The sequence below is a fragment of the Sphingobacterium nematocida genome, from assembly GCF_900168125.1.
GTDB lineage: Bacteria > Bacteroidota > Bacteroidia > Sphingobacteriales > Sphingobacteriaceae > Sphingobacterium > Sphingobacterium nematocida.
The window spans coordinates 128,018-149,755 of the sequence record NZ_FUZF01000004.1 but is presented as its reverse complement, the minus strand read 5'-3'; the positions used below and the strand labels follow the sequence as shown (position 1 = coordinate 149,755).

The following is a 21,738-nucleotide window of genomic DNA, read 5'->3' as shown; positions in this document are numbered from 1 at the left end:
TATTATTATGTACTTTTAAACGCAACTTAACGTAATAATAACACATTAATGAATTTGAAAAATAGTGCAGACAATACCGAAATAGGCTTAGGGGACTTAGAAAAGACGGTAATAATAAATACTTTGATTCAAACTCCGATTGTTGAGCGCGATCAAAAATGGATAGCAACTTTTCTCGAGAATATTGCTGATGCCAACCTTAAACTAGGTAATCCTGAAGTAATTATCGCGAGCGATGGTTTCCCTTATGTTCAGCTAGAGACTGTTACATCAAATGAGCATTTTCATGCTTTTGTAATCAGCAAGCAACTTCCAACACTTTTATTACAGGGTTTCGGTATTGTAATCAACGCACAAAATGAACAGCCTGATTGGATATTTACTTATGGAGATATTGCCAATTTTGAGTTAAATGACAGCTTCTATAGTGATGACAGTATTTTCTCCAATCACAGAGAAAATGTAGTAATTGGCAACGACGAAAAAGTATTAATAGGTCAGCCTTCGGATGCTATACTACCAAAATACATCCGGAAACAACTCCGCGAATTTCTAAAACACGCAGGAATTAATATACCGAAAACAATGTTGATCGCCCGTAATTTCGAAGATGAATCACAGGTCAAACAAGATTTAGTTTTCAACTTTACACCGGCTCAGTTTGCCAATGAACAAGACTTCCAACAAATAGGGAGCACGGTAGCATGGTTTCTTCCTAGACACTACTCCTTTTTGTTCATTGACGAAATGTCTATAAAAAATGGATTTCAGGAAATTTAATCATGCTTAAAACCTACCATAAAATTTCACTTTTTGCTTTCGGACTTTTGACAGCCTCCTGCGCATCACAACGTCAGGTCGATAATGGGTGGCACTCTCTCTTCAATGGTAAAGACCTAAAAAACTGGACAGCGAAGATTTATCCTTACGAGAGTGGAAACAATTTCGCGAATACTTTTCGCGTGAGTAATGATGTTATCCAAGTGAATTATGACGGTTATGGCAAATCTTATGACAATAGGTTTGGGCATCTTTATTATGATGTACCATTTACCAATTATCATTTAAAATTAGAATACCGATTCTACGGTGATTTGTATCCAGGAGCTCCCTCTTATACCTTGCGTAACAGCGGTATTATGTTTCATTCACAAGATCCTAAAACAATGCCTGCCGAGCAAGACTGGCCTATTTCTGTTGAAATGCAGTTTCTCGGAGGCCTGAGCGATGGTAAGCCAAGACCTACCGGCAACATGTGCTCACCCGGCACGCATATATATTACCAAGATAAACTGTTGACAACTCATTGCATCGATTCAAAATCCAAGACCTATGATGGCGACCAATGGGTCAAAGCAGAGCTTATCGTATTAGGAGATTCCATCATTCACCACATCATTGAGGGAGACACTGTACTCTCCTATAGCAAACCTCATATTGGAGGGGCTGTTGTAAACAACTTTGACCCTCGAATGAAAATTGATGGGAAAGCCCTAAAAAGCGGATTCATTGCGCTTCAAAGTGAAGGACAACCTGTAGAATTCAGAAATATATTCATCAAAGATTTAACCCCCAAGAATAAAATAAAAGATAAGTAGTATGTACATGTTCAATGTAAGGGTGTATGGAATATTGATCGATGCACAGAATAGAGTATTAGTGAGTGACGAACGTACGCAAAGTGTATCTTTTACTAAATTTCCCGGAGGAGGCTTAGAATATGGTGAAGGATTGTTAGATGCTTTAAAGCGGGAGTTTATAGAAGAATGCAATCTAGAGATCGAAGTAGTCAAACATTTGTATACAACCGATTTTTATGAGAAATCAAGCTTCAATAGCAGTCAGATTTTATCTGTCTATTATTTGGTGAAGGCACTAGGTCCATTAACAATTCCTCTCCAGGAGCATCCTATGAATTTTAAGACGCTTAATACACAAGATAAAGAGGAAGTCTTTAGATTAATCGATTGCCACGAATTACATAGCGATCACCTTACTTTTAAAACGGATCAAGTAGCCTGGGAAAGTTACAAAAAAGCAGAATACCAATCTAACAGCTAGGTTTTATTCCTATTTTTTTATTTTCAAAAAAGCTTGATTATTCTAAAAATGATTTATATTTTTATAACACTGAAATCATGCCTACCAGTATATGGTGCTTGATTATCACAAATGAAGCCCCTTTCTGGGAGCGACATTTATAGTTAGTGTGATTTTAAGGCGATATCCCAAATATCGCCTTATTTTATATCCACTTATCTGTTTTAACTGAGGAAATAAGCTACTGCAGCAATCACAATCCCACAAACGACAATCAACCATTTAAGACTTCGTTCTCCCTCATCGCTTTTAAATCTATAATCTCTCTTATACTTATCCATAACAATATTGTCTTTATTTAAAGATGCAAAGAATATACTAAATCCACAAACTATTCATGATGATAGGGTTCTCCCTTCATAATCGAAAAAGCCCTATAAACCTGCTCCACAAAAAATAAGCGAACCATCTGATGCGAGAATGTCAACTTCGAAAGGGACATGCTCGCATTTGAGCGTTCTTTCACTTTAGGAGCAAACCCATACGGTCCGCCAATAAGAAAAACTACATGTTGTACACTCCCGACCATCTTTTGCTCCAAATATTCGGAGAATTCAATAGATCTAAATTCTTTTCCCTTTTCATCCAAAAGAACTACATAATCCGTATTGTTCAAATTTTTAAAGAATAGCTCCCCTTCCTTATCCATTTGTTGTGCCTCAGACATACTCTTCACATTCTTTACATCCGGCAGTATCCCTATCGTAAACGACACATAATGCTTCAGGCGCTTAAGATATTTATCAATTCCTTCCTGAATAAACTTATCATCCGTCTTTCCGATACATAGCAAACTAATCTTCATATTCAAAATTGCAAATAAAAAACAAAAATAAGAGACAGTAAAACGCAAAAAACCTTCATCTTTCGATGAAGGTTTTTCTGCGGAGAGCGAGGGATTCGAACCCCCGAACCTGTGACAGTTAACGGTTTTCAAGACCGCCGCATTCGACCACTCTGCCAGCTCTCCGCCACAAAAGTAGAAATTCTACCTTGATTTCCAAAATTTATTTCAAAAAAGCGCTCCTGAAGCGCAACAAACGCTGATTATTAGCTTTTTACAAATTGCAATTCCCCCTCAAACTTCACCTCTTCAGAGACCATTACCCCACCTGTCTCCAATGCTGCATTCCATGTCAGTCCAAAATCAGATCGATTAATAGCTCCTTTTACGGTATACCCAACTTTTTCATTTCCCCAAGGATCTTTCGCTATCCCACCAAATTCGGCTTTGACTACGATCGGTTTAGTAATTCCTTTCACAGTTAAGTCGCCATTAATCTTAAACTCGTCTTGTACATCTCCTACGACCGAAGTTGATACAAACGTAATAGTAGGAAATTCTGTTGCGTCAAAAAAATCACTGCTTTTCAAGTGTTGGTCTCTTTGCTCATTTTTAGTATCTAGAGAGGTCGTGTCTATTTTTACACTCACTGTTCCTTTCGAGATATCATCAGACTCACTATTAATGGATACTTCAAAATTTTTGAATTGTCCTTTTACTGTAGAGATCATCATGTGACGCACTTTAAATTCAATTTCACTGTGCGCCGTGTCCAAATTCCATGTTGCCATAATACTATTTTATATAACTTGTTAATGTAATAAACTAATTTTTCTTGTTTTTGTTCTTAACAATACAAAGGTAAATAGCTAAAAAAACTTTACTCTTAACCTACATTAAGATTTTAAGATAAATTATACAACTGTCATGCAAGCAGTTATTATATACGCTATAAAAAAAAGAACAAATATTTTGTATTTGACATCCAAAACGCTACTTTTGTTGCACTGAAAGACAGGCGCCCATAGCTCAGCTGGATAGAGCAACGGTTTTCTAAACCGTCGGTCTCAGGTTCGAATCCTGATGGGCGTACATAATACTCTAAACAAATGTTTAGAGTATTTTTTTTTATTGCATGATTATTCATTTATTATACTTACCTTGCGAGTGTTAAATTAAAATATAATGAACAAAGGCAAAATTAAATTTTTCAATGAAACTAAAGGGTTTGGTTTTATTACTCCAGAAGATGGAAGCGCAGATGTATTTGTACACGTATCTGCTCTAAAAAGCCAAGTATCCGAAGGTGACGTTGTAACTTTCGACACTGAAAGAACTCAAAGAGGTATCAATGCGGTTAACGTGCAATTAGCATAATATATTACAACAATACTTTCTTATAAAAAGGATAGACTGTTACAGTCTATCCTTTTTTTATTGTCTTTTCTTAGGGATATCAAATGATTAAAAAAGTCAATGGTATCAAAATTAATTTTTCCATTTTGTTGAGTATGGAAGTACCCTTATGTTATATGAGGCCAATATCTTTACAATATGCGACCAACTGTTCATTCTTACCTACTCCTAATATATCCTTCATTTGCCGAAGACTTTTTTCAATACTACTCAATCCCCAGGGCCTAATATTCCTTTGTTGGAGATAAACCGGTATATTCTTCTGTGCTACCCCCTCCGCCAACAGAGATATAATTGCAATATCCTGTCTACTAAACTCGTAACTATTTTTACCAAAATACTTTTGGCCGTTTTCAGGTGAAACATATTGCCTATTTTCATTTACTGCACACAAAGCCTCTAACAGATACTGCGCATCCCGTCTTGCCTTACGTACATATCCATTCACTACCCCTAATTTTAACAAGTTATCAATTTCGCTATTACGGCGGTCCGCCGTAAGGATAATTATTTTTAACTCCGGCTGGATAGCTTTGGCAGCTTCTATTAATATCAGACCGTGTCTGATTTCCTGATCCGTATTATCATCTTCAAATCCCAAGTCAGTAATCAACAGATCATACGGTTCTTTCTTCAAAGATGCCTTTTTAAGCCACGCCATAGCATGGTCACAATAGTAGACATATTTAGCCTCCTTGACCCCAAAATCATTTAATGATTTTTGTACAGATATATTAGCTAACTCATGATCTTCAGCAATCAATACTTTTTTTAACATAAAATATCAAATGGTTTAAATGACAGGAATCTGAATATCTATTCTCAATCCATCAGCTTCCTTACTTTCAAAGATAATCTTTCCTCCCATCCTCTGAATACGGGTTTCCGTATTCAGAATAACATTCCTGCCATTAATTTCTTTCCCTCCTTCTCCATTATCCTTATACGTTATGTTAAAACACTTTGCTTTCCGTACAAATCGGACCAAGACCGTCTCAGCTCTACTTTGTTTTCTCATATCGATCATGAGTTCCAGTAATACACGGTATATATCTTCTTTTACCATTGCTGACATTCCGTCCCAGATTGCCTCTTCATTACCAACAATAAATACTTTATGCTTGACACTCGAAAAAGATTTCAACAAGCTGCTAATAACCTGGTCGAACGATAAAAGATCGGATTCATTGCCTATCTCCGCTTCATAAGAAATATCCCTAGACCGATTGTACATATCTTCGATCTTATCTAATACATCCTCTTTATCTATTACCTCAACATATGTTATTTCCGACATCACACGATACAGACCATTAGCTACGACGTCATGTACCTTTCTCGATGTTCGCAACTCATTTATCTTTATGCGTTCGGCAGCTTCGCCCTTCATTCGTTCTTTACGTTGTTTTGATCTAACATATCCCCATACAACGAATAACAAAACAAATATTCCGCAGATTGAAGCCCAAACTCGCTGTAAATTGATCTTTTGTATCTTTTCAGAGAGACTATTTTTCAACTGGGCATTATCCACCTTGTTTTTCTCAGCTTCATAACGGACAGAAGCGAACTGATTTTTAGAAAGTGACCTTGCGCTATTTACACTATCCTGCAAAAGCTTATAACGGTCGATTAAACCTTTGGAAGAATCATTAGGTTCCAGTCGAATCAACATTGCAAAAGCATTGATAAGATCTTTCCAACTATTCAACTGGTTCGCTACATCAAATCGTCTTCGCGCATAGTAAATTGCAGAGTCTATATTCCGATCTTCATAGTATTCTGCAAGGTGGGTATAACTGGAGTTTTGTCCCCAAAGATTCTTAAGCTCTTCTCGAATATCCCTGCCCATCCAAAGATCAGGCAAAGGATTATAAGACTTGTCTACCCGCCACCTTGTCTTTGCATAATTGGTCAGCGTTCTAGCATACGAAATATCTTTAGTTCTTTTTTCGGCGATTAGCTTTTCATATATTTTCAATGCTTCATTAAACCGTCGTACATCAAATAATACTACAGCTTTATTATTTAAGACCTGTTCCTTATGATCCGTATCTGTTGCGAACCTAATGCTTTGATCATAAATACGCAAAGCTTCATCAAAATCATCCAACTGAGCCGTTGCGTTGCCAATATTATTATAGTTGATACTGATCAAGTGATGTTCGGTAGTATCTTTAACATTAAGGTATTTGAATGCTTGATAAGATAGTTCTTGGGCACCTAAATAATCACCAACATCCGAAAGTGTCATAGCCATTTGAATCAGGCATGATGCGACACCATTATCATCCTTAGCATCGAGGTACAAATCCTTAGCGCGGTCAAAGAAAACAAATGCACTATCCAACTCACCTTTATCCAGAAATCTTAATGCTTCTCGATATAAGGACTCATTGACAGGTTCCGTTTTTATCGACACAGATTCCCTATACTGACATGAAACCGCACTCAGTAATAACAGAAAAAAAACGGCACCAATTTTCAAAGCTATAATTTTGCGATTAAGATACTAAAAACGCAATCATTTATAACATTCGAAAATCACAAATAGTTGAATTAAAATTCCACAGACGCTAATCTGCAAAAGAGGGAGCTGGTACAGATACATTAGCTAGCTCATGATCTTCAGCAATCGATACTTTTTTATATATAAAAAAAATGGTTTAAATGACGGGAATCTGAATATTTATTCTCAATCCATCAACTTCTTTACTCTCAAAGATAATCTTTCCTCCCATCCCCTGAATACGGGTTTTCGTATTCAGAATACCATTCCTGCCATTAATTTCTTTCACACCTCCCCCATTATCCTTATACGTTATGTTAAAATACTGTGCTTTCCGTACAAATCGGACCAAGACCGTCTCAGCTCTACTTTGTTTTCTCATATCGATCATAAGTTACACTAATACAAGGTATATATCTTCTTTTACCATTACTGACATTCCGTCCCAGATTGCCTCCTCATTACCAACAATAAATACTTTATGCTTGACCCTCGAAAAAGATTTCAACAAGCTACTAATAACCTGGTCGAACTATAAAAAATCGGATTCATTGCCTATCTCCGCTTCATAAGAAATATCCCTAGACCGACTGTACATGTCTTCGATCTTATCTAATATATCCTCTTTATCTATTACGTCAACATATGTTATTTCCGACATCACACGATACAGACCATTAGCTACAACATCATGTACCTTTCTCGATGTTCGCAACTCATTTATCTTTATGCGTTCGGCAGCTTCTCCCTTCATTCGTTCTTTACGCTGTTTTGATCTAACATATCCCCATACAACGAATAACAAAATAAAGATTCCGCCGATTAAAGCCCAAACTCGCTGTAAATTGATCTTCTGTATCTTTTCAGAGAGACTATTTTTCAACTGTGCATTATCGACTTTGTTTTTCTCAGCTTCATAACGGACCGAGGCGAACTGATTTTTAGAAAGTGACCTTGCGCTATTTACACTATCTTGCAAAAGCTTATAACGGTCGATTAAACCTTTGGAAGAATCACTAGGTTCCAAACGAATCAACGTCGTGAGCGCATTTCGAAGATCTTCGGGCGTCTCTACATGTAGAGCTACAGCCATTCGCTTCCGCGCATAAAAAATTGCTGAATCCACATTCCGTCCTTCATAGTACGCTGTCATATGAGAATAAATAGAACTGTGTTCGCCCATATCTTGGCTAGCCTCTCTAATACTCTTGGCCTTCCAAAAATCAGGCAACGGATTATATGACTTGTCTACCCGCCACCTTGTGCTCGCATAATTAGTCAGCGCTCTAGCATACGAAACATTTTTAGTTCTCTTTTCTACTATTAGCTTTTCATATATCTTCAATGCTTCTTCAAACCGTCGTAAATCAAATAATACTATTGCTTTATTATTCAAAATATTTCTTTTCTGCTCTGGATTTGTAGCATAATTTAGCGCTTTATCGTAAAAGGGCAACGCTTCTTCAAAATGGCCTAACTGCCCAGTGGCATTAGCTATATTGTTGTAATTTGAACTAATCATATTTAATGACTAGTATCCGTATGATCTAGGTATTTCCAGGTTTGAAAGGACAGTTCCTCTGCACCAAAATAATCCCCCGTTTCCGTTAACGTTATAGCCATTTGAATCATACAAAATGCAGCCCATGTACTATCTTTTACTTCAAGATAAGCATCCTTTGCCTTATCAAAGAGAATAAAAGCACTGTCCGACTGCCCTTTATCCAGGAAGTCCATTGCTTTAATATAGACACTATCTTCTACTGAGTTCGTTGCGATCGAAGTTACATGTTTATTCTGACAGGAAATCAGAGTTAAAATTGGAAGAAAAGAAACGACACTTATTTTCAATTTTTTTTTTTGATCAAGATACTAAAAAGACACTATTTATACGATTCAGAATCGAATAACGTGATCTCGTTATCAACCACAGCACCTTTACCAATAAAAGGGAGACGAATCCCCCTTTTATTTCGTTATACCTCTACACAAATCTATTTCATAGTTAACAATACATTTTCAACGGTTTTACTGGGGGACGTGTCCCGCCCTTATCTCCGCCTGTACCACCTTCTTGGTCAACATAGCTGTACATTTTCAACGGTTTCACTGGGGGACGTGTCCCGCCCTTATCTCCGCCTGTACCACCTTCTTGGTCAACATAGCCGTACATTTTCAACGGTTTCACTGGGGGACGTGTCCCGCCCTTATCTCCGCCTGTACCACCTTCTTGGTCAACATAGCAGTACATTTTCAACGGTTTCACTGGGGGACGTGTCCCGCCCTTATCTCCGCCTGTACCACCTTCTTGGTCAATATTTGCCATACGAATCACTGGAGGAATGGGCCTTACAATACTTTTCACTTTCCCTATTTCACTTTCAGGATGCGACTGATAAACGGCCTGTGCAGTTGTATTAGGACAACTAGAAATCACACTATTATTCAAGGAGCTACCTGCTAGTAGCGCTAAGGTTAATACCCACATTTTAAAAAAATTAAAAGTCAAAAACTGGGTAGCTCCGATGCATCGCGCACCGGAATACTACATTGTTTTCAGAAGGCCTTCTGATTTTTTTGGGAAGTGGGAGTGTCCATTGCGGGAGCTATATGCTGCTTCCCAAACCGGCAAACAGTTCCTGCAATATCTTCTCGATAGTATCTTATCTTTTTTTAGATCACAACAATATCGTGGCGACCCCTAGACCAGATTCTGAGAGCAAACCTAGCATAGTTTAACCCCTGATTTAATGGTAATTCCAATCGTACCTTTTATTCCACCATTAATTCCAATAGTGCCGTCGAATTCAAAAAATTCCAAGGATACGGAACCATTTTAGCTTATATTATTCATTGATTTTTTACGGTTTCCCGTAATTTTAAACAGCCATACTCCATTAATTTTGGTTTATGTTTGAGCAATTTAAGAGCGAAGTAGTCGCATATTTTTTAGAACAAAAACGTGTAGGAGGATTACCTATTGAATTACAGAATCCGTCAACAGGTAAACTTCGTAAACTGATAAAACAGCGGTTATCAGAAGACCCCATTCCGGGGGATAACAAGACCGTTGGAAGATTTCTATCATGCTCAACGGATTATGATATAGTACTCCATCAGCTCAGTTTGATGGACCTTGACAAACTAAGGCCGTTAAAAAACTATGTATCGGGCATTACATCCAATCCGTCAGAAGACATCTACAAGCTACTAGCGATCTGTATTAACTTTCGTCCGAGACCTTATGACACCTGGCGAACACCAACACAACTTAAATCCGAAAAACAGGAATCTTCAATTGCAAATCAGTCAACATCCTTCGAGGTAGTCAAATCTTATCGTCAAAAAACAGGGAAGACTTCGGATGGACTCCATACATTAAACACATATCTTTCTATCGGAGCCGTAGCTATAGGAGCCATGTTTTTCCTATTTGAAAAATGGCAAAAAGAATAGTGGAAAACCTTTGGCTAAAAGGCAAAAAAAAAAAACGCGTTCCGAATTCATTCGGAACGCGTTATCATTATATAACGGATAATCAACCCCAGTGGTTATCAATGGTACTTATCCATCTATTGAGGTCATATCAATAACAAATCTATATTTCACATCACTATCCAACACGCGTTGATAAGCTTCATTTACATACTCGATGTCAATCATTTCCGTCTCAGGAAGAATATTATGTTGGGCACAAAAGTTAAGCATATCTTGCGTCTCTTGTATCCCTCCTATACTCGACGCTGTTAATATTTTATTTCCCCCCATGATAGAACGACCGTCAATCTCCATAGGAGAAGCAGGGATACCTACACAAATATGCACCCCTCGAGTTTTCAGCAAATTCAGATAAATATTATAATCGTGCGGCACAGACACCGTATCAATAATAAAATCAAAATAGCCTAAAAACCCTGTTATATCTTCAGGGTCATTCGTATTTAAGAAGTGCTGTGCCCCGAGCAGCGTAGCATCAGCTTTTTTACGAGGCGAATGACTAATCATAGTCACTTCAGCTCCCATAGCTACTGCGATTTTGACAGCCATATGCCCTAATCCGCCTAATCCCAATACACCTACACGATGGCCTTCTTTCACATTCCACCTTTTTAACGGCGAATATGTCGTGATTCCCGCGCAAAGTAGAGGAGCAACTTTCTTAATATCTAAAGATGGTGGTATATGCAGCACAAAATCAGCATCTACCACAATATTACTGCTATAACCTCCAAATGTAAAAGTATGATCATGCATAACATCTTTACTGTTATATGTCCATACCGTTTTCTTTTCCAAGCAGAACTGCTGCTGGTCCGACTTACAGTTTTCACACTGCCCACAAGATGCCACCATACAACCTACTCCAGCAAGATCACCTTTTTTGAATTTAGTCACAGCAGTCCCTACAGAACTTATACGTCCTACAATCTCATGGCCCGGGACAATCGGATACTGCGTACCTCCCCACTCATCGCGCACCTGATGGATATCCGAGTGACAGATCCCACTATACAAGATATCTATCAACACATCGTTGGCACCAAGCTCTCTTCTTTCGAACTCCCAATACTCCAGTTTCGAATTACTATCCTTAGCGGCATAACCTTTTGATTTTATCATCACTTTCTGATTAAAAATTAAACACCTTTTACGCTATGTTCGCTAGCGTCTTACCTACACAAACCTACACAAATTCGACCTTACACGCAATATGATTGCGTCGTAATATAAAAGCGAATTTTGTAGCTCTCCTCATCCATTTAGATTCTTTTATAGAGGAAATATAACTAATTACATAGTATGCCTAGCTTTTCATAACCCAAATTATTCAAACCATACGGTACAAAATAATACGAACAAAAAAAGCTAATAAAAAGGATTAAATCAGCACATGTAATAAATGCTTCTTAATCTACACTAGATTAATAGATTATTCGTACATTAGAATTATAAAATCGGATCCACCATGTCAAGATTAGAAACAAACAGTATACATATCGGCAAAGAATATAACCAAACCAGTGCCGTAGTGACTCCTATATTTCAAACCTCCACCTATCTAGCTAGTGACAATCTAGATGAATACGTTATAGCAGCAACCGAAACGAAACATCCCGAATTTTACCATCGTCATGGCAATCCTACCAACAGTCAGGTTGCCGCCATATTAGCTTCACTTGAGAAAACAGAAGATGCGCTAGTACTAGCTACCGGAATGGCCGCGATCAGCACCGCTATATTAGCCGTAGTCAAATCGGGTGACCATATTATTGCACAGCAATCCCATTATTCCGGTGCTTCCCTATTTCTAAAAGAGTTTCTAAAAGATTACGATGTAGATATCACACAGATAGACCAGACAGATAATATATCTTTTAGCGAGGCAATCCGCACCAATACACGACTAATCTATATTGAAACACCATCCAATCCAAATCTAGACATCACCGACCTTGCCTTCATCGGTCGACTAGGCCATGAAAAGGGTATTACGACCATGGTAGACAATACCTTTGCATCACCCATCAATCAAGTGCCTGCCGAATTTGGCATAGATGTCATCGTACATAGTGCAACCAAATATCTAGGCGGACATTCCGATTTGACGGCAGGTGCTGTATGTGGTACTAAGGATTATATTCATAAAGTCTGGCGACGATCGTTAGTATTGGGAGCCAGCCTTAGCCCATTTGACTCCTGGTTACTCCTTCGTGGACTAAAGACCTTAGCCCTGCGCGTACACCAGATCAATGAAAACGCACTACAGCTTGCCAAATGGCTGTCCCAAAACAACCACATAAAATCCGTCATCTACACCGGACTTCCCACCCATCCACAGCACGAACTCGCACGTAGACAAATGAAGGGCTTTACTGGCATGCTATGCATCGAAGTTGCAGGCTCTACCGAAGACGAACAATATAATCGCGCACAAAATATTCTCAAAAATCTAAAAGTGTTTGCAAATGCAGCAAGTCTTGGTGGCGTAGAATCTCTTATCGTACACCCAGCGAGCATGTGGGGTAGCCATCATTCCAATCAACAGAAAAAAACAGCGGGAATAAACCGTGGTATGCTCCGTATCTCTGTAGGAATAGAACATATAGATGATCTCATTGGCGACTTTAGACAGGCATTTGAAGCTTAAAGCAACCCTTTTTAAAATTTAATCTAGATAATTTGTTCCTTTTCGGGCTCACCTCGTGATGCTCAGACCATATTCGTCTTCCTATTGTAAAAAGAGCACACAATGATCATTCATAAAGCTTTTTTAGCAAATAACAGCTAGCAAGGCATTATCTTTGTAGATCAAATAGCGTAAGATCAATTATGCTCTTATGGAAAGAGAAATAAAAAATGAAGCAGATATTAGCACTTACTGCGCTCGCTATAGGCATATTTTTACTTAGCCAGATCGGCTTTTCGCAGAAAACATCAGATTTGAAATCGACAAAACAACATACTATGGACACGACAGATACTACAAACCCACACAATCGGATCATATATTTTGCAGGCGGCTGTTTTTGGGGTACTGAGCATTTTTTTAAACAGGTACGGGGCGTTACATCAACTGAGGTGGGCTACGCCAATGGTGATACCGAAAACCCATCTTATACGGAGGTCTGCACTGGTAATACGGGGTTTGCTGAGACCGTAAAGGTAAACTATGACCCAGCAGTCATCGATCTCAAACTCTTAATCGATCTTTTCTTTAAAACCATCGACCCTACCACGCTCAACAAACAAGGAAATGATGTAGGTACACAGTACCGTACCGGAATATACTATACCAACACTGCAGATATACCTGTTATCGAGGAGCGTCTATCGGAGCTAAAGAAGCAATACCATGCCGAGATTGTCGTAGAGGTAGAACCATTGTATAACTACTACGACGCAGAGACGTATCACCAAAAATATTTAGACAAAAACCCAGGCGGATACTGCCATATCGGTCCCAGTCTCTTTGAAATAGCTCGAAAGGCTAACCCGGCCCCAGCTGCAACTTATAAAAAGGCAGACAAAGAGACCTTAAAAAAAACACTCACACCACTTCAGTATGAGGTAACGCAGCATAATGCCACCGAGCGTCCTTTTAGCAATGAATACGACCAAGAGTTTCGAGAAGGCATTTACGTAGATATTACGACAGGAGAACCTTTGTTTATCTCTACCGATAAATTTGATGCCGGCTGCGGATGGCCAGCTTTCTCCAAGCCAATCAGTGAAAATCTGATTGAAGAGATCTCCGACAACTCTCACGGAATGCGCCGCATCGAAGTACGAAGCAAGACCGGAGACGCTCACCTTGGCCATGTATTTGAAGACGGTCCCGTAGATAAAGGAGGTCTTCGCTACTGCATAAACAGTGCTTCGCTTAAGTTTATTCCTAAAGAAAAAATGAAGGAAGCAGGTTACGAAAAATACATACAACTACTGGACAAGAAGTAGTATATCCTTATATTTCTAACATGAGTCGATTAGAAGAATTACTCGACTCATGTTATCTCCTATGTATTAAGCATTACCGATAGCAGATCCAATCTCCCTTCTCCGTAGACATCTTTTAACCACTGCTATTTTCTCTATCCCAATTTTGTCGTCCATCGTTTCCAATCCCCGATGTTTTGCTCCGAAGCCTTTCCCTTGATATAAGCAACTTCCCCCTATCTAATCTGGAGAAAACTAATCATAACAAAAAAAGAAGCACGCCCAATTCCTCACCTCTCCAATCTGTTCTATACACGCGCCTTTTCGGCGGCTTTTCGTTTCAATCGATTATTGCAATACGCAGTAATCAAGCCTACACACTACACAAAGAATTAATTAATATAAAACACTATAACAACCTGATAATAAAAGCTTATAAAAACACAAATGGAACATACAGAATTTAATTTGGAAAACAAAAGGTGATGAAATTAACTCGACCGAGTCTCCAACCGTGCTCTGTGGGCTTCTCAGTTCTTTACACATCAGACTCTTGCCCCCTCTACCTCTGTTTTAATACACTAACAATAAGCCAGTTAACACTTTACTATAAAACAAAACTAGCGCCGATACTTTTAAAATCTACAGGAACGACAAAAACCCTTACCTCTATTTTTATAGATTCTCGGACTCCCAATATTAAACTAAAAGATTATAATAAAACAGTTAAAAACCTAACAAAAAGAAACTTAAAAAATATTGTATAGATTTTCTTTACGTATTAAAACAACAACGATATTGTTGTTAATGTTGCCGTATTGTTCGTTTCTAAGACGCGTATCATTGTTACGGAAACGGAGCACAAGAAAGGTAGAACGGTTGCTCAACATAGTATCACCAAGGCACAACAGCAGATTGGTGAGCTGTGTATGGATCAGCTTGGCTACCGCCGCTGCCGAACCAAACTCAGCCATATTCTCCCGTGTCCGTTGAAAATTGGGATCGGTCATGATCCGTTGCTTGTCCGCTCCACCAGGTGTACGCACCTCGTAGCGACGCGTTCTGCTCTTACTGAATGAAAGGTCTCCCACCTTGCCTTGCATTTTGATAAAACTTTTTTGTTTTGCCATGATAATTATTTTTTTGTTGACAGATCAAAAGTGCAAAGGCAACGACAACAGCCTGTCCAAAATGGCAGGATATGACATAATGAGGCAGGAAGGGACAGAATAATTGTTAATGATTAATTGTTTATGGTTAACGTAACTTACTAATAACCTACCCAAAAGGTACTGTAAAGCTACGGGAAAGGTACTGAAAAGGTACCGGAAAGGTACTAGAGAGGTACTAGAGAGGTACCAAAGAGCTACTAGAGAGCTACTACCCGCTGTAGGATAGAAGTATCTTAACTAAGGATTTCCTGGCTATTGTGTGTAAGTTGTATTCGGATTGTGAAATCCAAAACTAAACAATAGCATCATACAACAAAAACTAAACAACTTATAATCAAAGTATTTAAAATATATAAAAAAAAAAAACAACAAATGACGCTATATATTTCCAATCAAAGAAGCATAATCTTACAAAGAGACCACCTCCAGCCTACAACTCCATAGAGACAGAAATACTTCAATATGGATCACTCCTTTTTTCATTGACAGGCTCATAATACAGTATAACTGCACCTGCACTAAATGTTTTGGTCTTTATCAGTTTGAGGTTAATTTTCTCGCTAATATTCTTAAATAATGGCAATCCGCCACCTGCAATAACAGGATGAATACAAAGTTGATATTCGTCTATCAGATTAAGTCCCGTCAACGCTACAATCAAACTCGGGCTACACACAAAAATGTCCTTGCCAGATTGTCTTCGGAGTTGTAAAACCTCTTTCTGTAGATCTTGCGTAGCTAATTTTGCGGTTTCCCAATCAATCTGTTTCAGCGTATGCGAAAAAACAAGCTTAGGGGTACTGTCTATGGCAAGCGCAAAATCGTCCATAGCCTTATCGCCAGTTGGATTTGAAAGCACTGTCTTCCAAATTTCCATAAGCTGATAACTTATTCTACCGTATAAAGCGACACCTGCACTTCGCAACAGATCTGCATAATGCTGATGTATTTCCTCGTCAGGAATTCCCGAGGTATGATCACAAAATCCATCGACCGTCATATTCATTGCTGCTATTACTTTCCTCATATTTTTCTAAGTTTATATCTGCCCAACTGGCAAAAGGATTGCTATTATAGGGTTCATCATTCATGAGCATCACCTTATTCTAAAGATCTATTCTTTTACAAGTCTATAAATAGATATTCTAATAATATTTCTCATAAGGCAAGAAAGTGAGTACGTTAGCCAAAAGTCATCGCATCTAAAAAACACAAATTCGCTGATAGGGTTTCGCAAAGGGATATTTTTCTATGATCCCCGAGTACGTCTGGGGATTGAAAAATATAATAAAGAATGTTTTTATAACACCTTAATACCAGACCTCCGTAAGCTACTAGGGGATAATCCAAAGTGCTTTTTAAAAGCCGTACTGAAATTTGATATATTGATATAACCACACTGTTGGCTTATCTCTTCGATAGACAGCTCTGTTTCTTGAATATACTGTTTAGCATTATTCATCCTCAATTCCTGCAGATACCCAAAAACAGTGGTACCAAAGACGCTTTTAAAACCTATTTTCAGCTTAGTCTGATTGATACCTATTTCTCTTGCGAGTTCTCTGATCGTAATTGGATTGTTTACACGATCACGTATAATACTTGCCGCAACATGAATACAATCGACATCTCTTGTTGACAGGCGTATATGATCGGTATTTTCATCTTCAAAACACAAAGCTAGGATTTCGAGCACCTTCGATTCGATGTATATATTGCGCATCAGCCCCTCATAGGTACAGCTACGGATTTCCTGTGCGGCGAACCATATCCGGGAATTAACTTTGATATTATTGTCTGTGAGGCCAGCACTTCGCCCCTGGTCTATCTTTGTTAAAAATGCATCCAACAATCTGTTTTGACCGGAATAAGGAGTCAGTATCGCCAATGGAAGATGAATATCAAACGTCTGATACGTTATTCCTTTTTTAAATTGGATCTCTGCCACCGCATCCGTAGGTGTGATATATACCAAATTACCGGTCATAGGTGCCACCTCGTGTGAAATATTAAACGAGTTTTTGTAATAGATTGATGATTTGGAAAGGTTAAGGTGGAGCTCTAAAAAAGGATTCTCTTCAGGACAATCCAAAACCAGATTGTCTTGAAAATGATAATTGGCAGTAAAAATATGAAGATCGTTTCTAATCGTCTCCTCATATATAGCGATATCTCCGGGTATGCCCTCCCCCACTTTCCTTGGGTTCGGGATGGTGCCGGCAGCGATACTCTTGTTATAATTCATCTTTTCCAAAAAATCGGAAGCATCAATCCTATAGCACATAATTAAAAACCCTTTATAATAAATCTTTCATCCAAATTCGTAACAGAGATTATCGCTGCGGCAAATAGATTTGCACAAAAATACATTATTTAAAACTAATCTAAATAAAAAATATGTCGCATTGTCTCTTTCTTTGCTTATTTATAGGAATATACTACCCTTGCCAAGGAGGACTATGTTTCGAAAATTCCATTGTACAAAAGGATACACTCAAACAATTAGAAGAGGTGGTCGTAGCAGCTCAATCTATACAGGAAAAATTAGAGACTTCGCCTTTTGCGGTACAAATAATCAATATGAAGGGAATGTACGATAAGGCAGGCGATATTGGCAATCTTCTCAATAAGAGTACAGGTATCAAAACCAGAAGCGATGGCAATGTAGGCTCACCGGTACAGGTAAATCTAGGTGGATTACAAGGAAAGGCCATCCGGATTTTTAAGGACGGTATCCCTATTGAGCTTTATGGACATGGCTTCAACATCGGCACTATCCCCACCAATATGCTCGAACGAATCGAAGTGTACAAAGGGGCGACACCAGTATATCTGTCGTCGGATGCACTAGGGGGTGCTATTAATTTAGTGACCCGCAATCCCACATCTACCTTTGTGGAGGTAGCACATGAGGCAGCTTCTTTTAATACGCATAGATCAACCGTTAATTTATTTCTAGTAGGCCGTTCCGATCCTTCTGTATATCTGGGATCGAACAGTAGCTTCAATTACTCGGACAATAATTATACAATAAACGCTCCTTTTGTAGAAGCGAAAACCGGTCAAAAATACTTTAAAAATATAAAGCGCTTTCATGATGCTACCAGATCATACTATACCGAAGTATTTACGGGTCTACGGAACAAAAGATGGGCCGATGACATCAGACTATCGTTCATACTCTCGGACTTTGCTAAAGAGATTCAAAATGATGGTGAAATGGGAAAGGTGTTTGGCAAAGCCAAAGGCATAGAACAGAACTACGGGACAGTGGTATCCTATAAAAAAGAATTCTTTGATACCAAGCTTGCGATGCACTCTACTTTTAATTATAGCCGCTTTAACACTCGTTTTATAGATACAGCCCGTGTTCGATATGATTGGGATGGTAATATTATTCTCAACGATCAAGTGAGTGGGGAAATAAATAAAGGAGGGAGTGATCAACGTCTTCATTACGACTTGATATCGATGCGGATAAACGGAACCTATAAGATCAACAACAAACATCATATCGAACTCAGCGAATTGTACTATACACAACGAAGAGAAGGTAGCGACCCATTAGGAGCAGTTTCTCCAGTACATCAGCTTGACGTACTGCGTATTCCAGCTATCTATAAAAAAAACATAGTGGCTCTGGGAGCCAGATCACTTTGGCTTGATAGACAGATGGAGAGTATTTTCGCGCTAAAACACTATCGTAGCGAAACATCAGGATTCACGACAGATAAGTTTAATTTTGCCTGGCAATCAAATCAATCCTCCAATAGATTGGGCTATCTAGCTGGCCTTCGATGGAATAAAAATGACTATTTATTAAAGTTGTCTTATGAATATGCGACACGTCTCCCTGATGAATTAGAAGTATTTGGTGACGCTATCCTAATCAAAGAAAATCTAGATCTAAAACCTGAGAAAAGCCATAACATAAACATCAATTCCCACTACAGCTTTGGTCAGCCGAAGAACAACGGAAGTGTGACCGCGGGCCTATTTTACCGGAATGTGCAACAGGCTATATTTCTACAACCCGACATTCCTTACAGTCGCTATATTAACTTTCATCAGGTAGAAATCAAAGGTATCGAAATAGAGGCAAATTACAACATCAATAAGCGTCTAGATTTTGGCGGTAATGCTACATATCAGGATATTCGTCGTATCAATGAAAAAGATGAATTCAAAATCTACCAAGGGTCGCGTGTGGCAAATATTCCATTCCTATTTGGAAACTTATTTGCAAACGGACAAGTGCGTAACATCATGAAATCGACAGACAGACTGAGCGTACGATGGAATCTCAACTATGTACACCGATTCTACCTCACAGATATCCCAAAAAGTCAAGAACCGACAATCTTTGGAAATCCCGATCAGGTCGAGTCAGATCTAATTATACCTAACGATGCACGACTGGGGCAATGGGCACAGGATATCGGGGTACACTACCAATTTGCCAATCATAAGATAAATACAGCTGTCGAGTGTCAAAATATCGGAAATACCCGGCTTTACGACAACTTTAATGTACAAAAGCCGGGAAGATCATTTCATCTAAAAATCGCTTATCAAATTTTTTAACAATTTATATCATGAGAAAGACTACTTTTAAACGGACCGCCATGGCGCTATTGACGACATGTCTGTTATTTTCCTGCAAAAAGGACGATACGCCTATCGCTCCCATAAACAATAATCTCCCGAAGGATGAGACATGGGTAATATTTAATGGTAATGAAAAATGGTCGGGTGGAATCTATGCGCTAGGCGACAACAAGGCACGGGAGATCAATCTATCAACAGTCCCTTTTTACCAGCTAGGATACTCGGCAGGAGGACGTATAGTTGATAACATACTATACAAGAAGGATGGCCCTGCTGCCACAGATATAGGTATTTCAAAATATAAGCTAGAAGCAGGAAAATTCTCTAACAATGGCTTTATTGCAACTCCAAACAATACCTATGAGACCAATTTCTTGGTAGTCAATGATTCGGAGGGATACTACTGGGATTTATCTGCTGGTGGATTAAAGATACAGAAGTTCAATCCCGGCACTATGCAACGTACGGGCGAAATTGATCTCTCTGCTCTGTCTGACGGAAGTCCCTACGAAGCTGCCGGCCAACTGATACTAGCAAAAAGAGACAATAAGCTATTTGTAGACATACAGCATGGACAACGCACTTCGGCTTGGCAGATTACTCCAAAAGAACAAAAAGCTGAAATTGTGGTTTACGATCTAGCAAGCAATAAAATAGACGCCGTAACATCCTACCCTAACGCCACTCACTTGGGATTATTTGCCGATCATGTGTTATGGAGTATCGATGAAATAACCAAGGACCTGTATATGATCGCGATCGGCGATATGAAATCGCAGAAACCGGAATCTAAAATACTCCGTATCAAAAAAGGGGAAACAAAATTTGACCAAAACTTTGAGATCAAAATATCGGACTATCAGTATCCTTCCGATTTTAACAGAATATTTGCCCACAATAACAAAATATATACGACAATCTCAAGTAGACCAACTTCCTACTATGGTGGTGGGCAACATGGTGTAGGATATAGAAAAGATATTTGGTATTGGAATGAGATTGATGTCGCTACAAAAAAAGCTACCCGCTTAGATATGCTTCCCGACAATTTTTATTCCTACCAAAACCCATTTTTTCATAAAGAACATATTTATTTTATCACAAACAATTCGCAGGAAAATTTTGCAGGAGCTTATCAATTTAATCCAAAGAGCGGCGAGACTAAGGAGACATTCCGTCTCAAAGGTAGCGGACGTTTAATGGGTTTCAACATCATAAACAACAAATAGCATATGGATATTTTAAAGAAAATCAAAACCTATGTCAGCTATATCTTCAGGGCATTCTTAGCTTATGTATATATACCACATGGATATGAGAAGCTGACAAGCAAAATCGATCCGCAAGAGTATATAGACTTTGGTCTTGAAGGCGATTTTCTTGATTTTTATCTGATATGGGAACGCACCGGATTTATCTGGGTGATTGGCGCTGCGCAGCTTATAGGTGGCTTGCTCCTACTATTTAGGAGAACATCGCTCTTTGGCGCTGTATTTTTAGTTCCTATCTCATTAGGTATGTTTTTCAGTCATGTCTACATTAGTCAGGCTATGGATTTTCTCTATTTTGACCTGATTATACTAGCACTAAATATATACTTGCTGATAGAGCATTGGAAGGAGTTAAGTAAAGTCTTCTTCAAACCACAAAAATACTGGATTTAATCTCTGGTGCTTTTCTTTTAAAACATCTAAACGCGTTCCTTTCAAAATTGG

Annotated in this window: 22 protein-coding genes and 2 tRNA genes; 11 read left to right on the top strand and 13 right to left on the bottom strand. The window is 38.6% G+C overall.

Features of this window, described 5'->3' with window-relative positions; all coding sequences use genetic code 11:
* The first annotated feature begins 48 nt into the window (after window positions 1–48).
* The 3 genes from B5X76_RS07125 to B5X76_RS07115 are packed head-to-tail and all read left to right on the top strand — an operon-like array spanning window position 49 to window position 2,061.
* Window positions 49–780, top strand: a complete 732-nt coding sequence (locus B5X76_RS07125) for a hypothetical protein (RefSeq protein ID WP_079642421.1) — start codon at window positions 49–51, stop codon at window positions 778–780.
* A gap of 2 nt (window positions 781–782) precedes the next feature.
* Window positions 783–1,598, top strand: coding sequence for a 3-keto-disaccharide hydrolase (locus B5X76_RS07120; RefSeq protein ID WP_079642420.1), 816 nt, complete (start codon window positions 783–785; stop codon window positions 1,596–1,598).
* A 1-nt stretch (window position 1,599) separates the two neighbouring features.
* Window positions 1,600–2,061, top strand: coding sequence for an NUDIX domain-containing protein (locus B5X76_RS07115; RefSeq protein WP_079642419.1), 462 nt, complete (start codon window positions 1,600–1,602; stop codon window positions 2,059–2,061).
* 370 nt (window positions 2,062–2,431) lie between these two features.
* On the opposite strand, the gene rlmH is transcribed toward B5X76_RS07115, so the two are convergent.
* From rlmH to B5X76_RS07100, 3 genes are all read right to left on the bottom strand, one after another.
* Complete coding sequence (gene rlmH, locus B5X76_RS07110; protein WP_079642418.1) at window positions 2,432–2,905, bottom strand: 23S rRNA (pseudouridine(1915)-N(3))-methyltransferase RlmH; 474 nt, start codon at window positions 2,903–2,905, stop codon at window positions 2,432–2,434.
* Window positions 2,906–2,985: 80 nt separating this feature from the next.
* Window positions 2,986–3,070, bottom strand: a tRNA-Ser gene (locus B5X76_RS07105).
* 80 nt (window positions 3,071–3,150) lie between these two features.
* Window positions 3,151–3,675: a YceI family protein gene (locus B5X76_RS07100; protein ID WP_079642417.1), complete on the bottom strand. Its 525-nt coding sequence runs from the start codon at window positions 3,673–3,675 to the stop codon at window positions 3,151–3,153.
* A 227-nt stretch (window positions 3,676–3,902) separates the two neighbouring features.
* Here B5X76_RS07100 and B5X76_RS07095 point away from each other — a divergent pair.
* A tRNA-Arg gene (locus B5X76_RS07095) sits at window positions 3,903–3,976 on the top strand.
* A gap of 93 nt (window positions 3,977–4,069) precedes the next feature.
* Window positions 4,070–4,261, top strand: a complete 192-nt coding sequence (locus B5X76_RS07090) for a cold-shock protein (RefSeq protein WP_079642416.1) — start codon at window positions 4,070–4,072, stop codon at window positions 4,259–4,261.
* Window positions 4,262–4,412: 151 nt separating this feature from the next.
* On the opposite strand, the gene B5X76_RS07085 is transcribed toward B5X76_RS07090, so the two are convergent.
* The 6 genes from B5X76_RS07085 to B5X76_RS07060 all read right to left on the bottom strand — a co-directional run bounded on the left by B5X76_RS07085 (window position 4,413) and on the right by B5X76_RS07060 (window position 9,297).
* Window positions 4,413–5,078 (bottom strand): response regulator, encoded by a 666-nt coding sequence (locus tag B5X76_RS07085; protein WP_079642415.1) that lies wholly within the window; start codon window positions 5,076–5,078, stop codon window positions 4,413–4,415.
* A gap of 15 nt (window positions 5,079–5,093) precedes the next feature.
* Complete coding sequence (locus tag B5X76_RS07080) at window positions 5,094–6,722, bottom strand: tetratricopeptide repeat-containing sensor histidine kinase (protein ID WP_139375227.1); 1,629 nt, start codon at window positions 6,720–6,722, stop codon at window positions 5,094–5,096.
* A 244-nt stretch (window positions 6,723–6,966) separates the two neighbouring features.
* Window positions 6,967–7,191, bottom strand: coding sequence for a sensor histidine kinase (locus B5X76_RS07075; protein WP_139375226.1), 225 nt, complete (start codon window positions 7,189–7,191; stop codon window positions 6,967–6,969).
* Window positions 7,192–7,341: 150 nt separating this feature from the next.
* Window positions 7,342–8,331, bottom strand: coding sequence for a tetratricopeptide repeat protein (locus B5X76_RS07070; protein ID WP_079642412.1), 990 nt, complete (start codon window positions 8,329–8,331; stop codon window positions 7,342–7,344).
* Between the two features lie 2 nt (window positions 8,332–8,333).
* Complete coding sequence (locus B5X76_RS07065; protein ID WP_079642411.1) at window positions 8,334–8,660, bottom strand: tetratricopeptide repeat protein; 327 nt, start codon at window positions 8,658–8,660, stop codon at window positions 8,334–8,336.
* Between the two features lie 154 nt (window positions 8,661–8,814).
* Entirely contained in the window at window positions 8,815–9,297 is a 483-nt protein-coding gene (locus B5X76_RS07060) for a hypothetical protein (RefSeq protein WP_079642410.1), read from the bottom strand.
* A gap of 422 nt (window positions 9,298–9,719) precedes the next feature.
* On the opposite strand from B5X76_RS07060, the gene B5X76_RS07055 reads away from it, so the two are divergent.
* A complete protein-coding gene (locus B5X76_RS07055) occupies window positions 9,720–10,265 on the top strand; it encodes a hypothetical protein (protein WP_079642409.1) in 546 nt (181 codons plus the stop codon).
* 108 nt (window positions 10,266–10,373) lie between these two features.
* On the opposite strand, the gene B5X76_RS07050 is transcribed toward B5X76_RS07055, so the two are convergent.
* The gene (locus B5X76_RS07050; RefSeq protein WP_079642408.1) at window positions 10,374–11,429 is read right to left on the bottom strand and encodes an NAD(P)-dependent alcohol dehydrogenase; all 1,056 of its coding nucleotides are present in this window, start codon (window positions 11,427–11,429) and stop codon (window positions 10,374–10,376) included.
* A gap of 346 nt (window positions 11,430–11,775) precedes the next feature.
* Between B5X76_RS07050 and B5X76_RS07045 the strand changes: the two genes are divergently transcribed.
* Together B5X76_RS07045 and msrB are read left to right on the top strand one after the other, a co-directional pair.
* Window positions 11,776–12,957, top strand: coding sequence for a trans-sulfuration enzyme family protein (locus B5X76_RS07045; protein WP_079642407.1), 1,182 nt, complete (start codon window positions 11,776–11,778; stop codon window positions 12,955–12,957).
* Between the two features lie 209 nt (window positions 12,958–13,166).
* Window positions 13,167–14,264: a peptide-methionine (R)-S-oxide reductase MsrB gene (msrB, locus tag B5X76_RS22490; RefSeq protein WP_079642406.1), complete on the top strand. Its 1,098-nt coding sequence runs from the start codon at window positions 13,167–13,169 to the stop codon at window positions 14,262–14,264.
* A gap of 728 nt (window positions 14,265–14,992) precedes the next feature.
* On the opposite strand, the gene B5X76_RS07035 is transcribed toward msrB, so the two are convergent.
* The 3 genes from B5X76_RS07035 to B5X76_RS07025 form a co-directional block, all read right to left on the bottom strand.
* Window positions 14,993–15,373 (bottom strand): hypothetical protein, encoded by a 381-nt coding sequence (locus B5X76_RS07035; RefSeq protein ID WP_079642405.1) that lies wholly within the window; start codon window positions 15,371–15,373, stop codon window positions 14,993–14,995.
* Between the two features lie 499 nt (window positions 15,374–15,872).
* Window positions 15,873–16,442, bottom strand: coding sequence for a dihydrofolate reductase family protein (locus B5X76_RS07030; RefSeq protein ID WP_079642404.1), 570 nt, complete (start codon window positions 16,440–16,442; stop codon window positions 15,873–15,875).
* A 273-nt stretch (window positions 16,443–16,715) separates the two neighbouring features.
* Window positions 16,716–17,699 carry a helix-turn-helix transcriptional regulator gene (locus tag B5X76_RS07025; protein ID WP_079642403.1) on the bottom strand — a complete coding sequence of 328 codons (984 nt, stop codon included), beginning with the start codon at window positions 17,697–17,699 and terminating at the stop codon, window positions 16,716–16,718.
* Between the two features lie 113 nt (window positions 17,700–17,812).
* Here B5X76_RS07025 and B5X76_RS07020 point away from each other — a divergent pair, with 113 nt between their 5' ends.
* The 3 genes from B5X76_RS07020 to B5X76_RS07010 are packed head-to-tail and all read left to right on the top strand — an operon-like array spanning window position 17,813 to window position 21,687.
* Window positions 17,813–19,999 (top strand): TonB-dependent receptor plug domain-containing protein, encoded by a 2,187-nt coding sequence (locus B5X76_RS07020; RefSeq protein WP_079642402.1) that lies wholly within the window; start codon window positions 17,813–17,815, stop codon window positions 19,997–19,999.
* 11 nt (window positions 20,000–20,010) lie between these two features.
* Window positions 20,011–21,252, top strand: coding sequence for a hypothetical protein (locus tag B5X76_RS07015; protein ID WP_079642401.1), 1,242 nt, complete (start codon window positions 20,011–20,013; stop codon window positions 21,250–21,252).
* A gap of 3 nt (window positions 21,253–21,255) precedes the next feature.
* Complete coding sequence (locus B5X76_RS07010; protein ID WP_079642400.1) at window positions 21,256–21,687, top strand: DoxX family membrane protein; 432 nt, start codon at window positions 21,256–21,258, stop codon at window positions 21,685–21,687.
* Window positions 21,688–21,738: the final 51 nt, after the last annotated feature.

Excerpts from the sequence above, each read along its gene's own strand:
- B5X76_RS07125 (WP_079642421.1), top strand. The coding sequence starts at position 49 with ATGAATTTGAAAAATAGTGCAGACAATACCGAAATAGGCTTAGGGGAC.
- B5X76_RS07120 (WP_079642420.1), top strand. The coding sequence starts at position 783 with ATGCTTAAAACCTACCATAAAATTTCACTTTTTGCTTTCGGACTTTTG.
- B5X76_RS07115 (WP_079642419.1), top strand. The coding sequence starts at position 1,600 with ATGTACATGTTCAATGTAAGGGTGTATGGAATATTGATCGATGCACAG.
- rlmH (WP_079642418.1), bottom strand. The coding sequence starts at position 2,905 with ATGAAGATTAGTTTGCTATGTATCGGAAAGACGGATGATAAGTTTATT.
- B5X76_RS07100 (WP_079642417.1), bottom strand. The coding sequence starts at position 3,675 with ATGGCAACATGGAATTTGGACACGGCGCACAGTGAAATTGAATTTAAA.
- B5X76_RS07090 (WP_079642416.1), top strand. The coding sequence starts at position 4,070 with ATGAACAAAGGCAAAATTAAATTTTTCAATGAAACTAAAGGGTTTGGT.
- B5X76_RS07085 (WP_079642415.1), bottom strand. The coding sequence starts at position 5,078 with ATGTTAAAAAAAGTATTGATTGCTGAAGATCATGAGTTAGCTAATATA.
- B5X76_RS07075 (WP_139375226.1), bottom strand. The coding sequence starts at position 7,191 with ATGAGAAAACAAAGTAGAGCTGAGACGGTCTTGGTCCGATTTGTACGG.
- B5X76_RS07070 (WP_079642412.1), bottom strand. The coding sequence starts at position 8,331 with ATGATTAGTTCAAATTACAACAATATAGCTAATGCCACTGGGCAGTTA.
- B5X76_RS07060 (WP_079642410.1), bottom strand. The coding sequence starts at position 9,297 with ATGTGGGTATTAACCTTAGCGCTACTAGCAGGTAGCTCCTTGAATAAT.
- B5X76_RS07055 (WP_079642409.1), top strand. The coding sequence starts at position 9,720 with ATGTTTGAGCAATTTAAGAGCGAAGTAGTCGCATATTTTTTAGAACAA.
- B5X76_RS07050 (WP_079642408.1), bottom strand. The coding sequence starts at position 11,429 with ATGATAAAATCAAAAGGTTATGCCGCTAAGGATAGTAATTCGAAACTG.
- B5X76_RS07045 (WP_079642407.1), top strand. The coding sequence starts at position 11,776 with ATGTCAAGATTAGAAACAAACAGTATACATATCGGCAAAGAATATAAC.
- msrB (WP_079642406.1), top strand. The coding sequence starts at position 13,167 with ATGAAGCAGATATTAGCACTTACTGCGCTCGCTATAGGCATATTTTTA.
- B5X76_RS07035 (WP_079642405.1), bottom strand. The coding sequence starts at position 15,373 with ATGGCAAAACAAAAAAGTTTTATCAAAATGCAAGGCAAGGTGGGAGAC.
- B5X76_RS07030 (WP_079642404.1), bottom strand. The coding sequence starts at position 16,442 with ATGAGGAAAGTAATAGCAGCAATGAATATGACGGTCGATGGATTTTGT.
- B5X76_RS07025 (WP_079642403.1), bottom strand. The coding sequence starts at position 17,699 with ATGTGCTATAGGATTGATGCTTCCGATTTTTTGGAAAAGATGAATTAT.
- B5X76_RS07020 (WP_079642402.1), top strand. The coding sequence starts at position 17,813 with ATGTCGCATTGTCTCTTTCTTTGCTTATTTATAGGAATATACTACCCT.
- B5X76_RS07015 (WP_079642401.1), top strand. The coding sequence starts at position 20,011 with ATGAGAAAGACTACTTTTAAACGGACCGCCATGGCGCTATTGACGACA.
- B5X76_RS07010 (WP_079642400.1), top strand. The coding sequence starts at position 21,256 with ATGGATATTTTAAAGAAAATCAAAACCTATGTCAGCTATATCTTCAGG.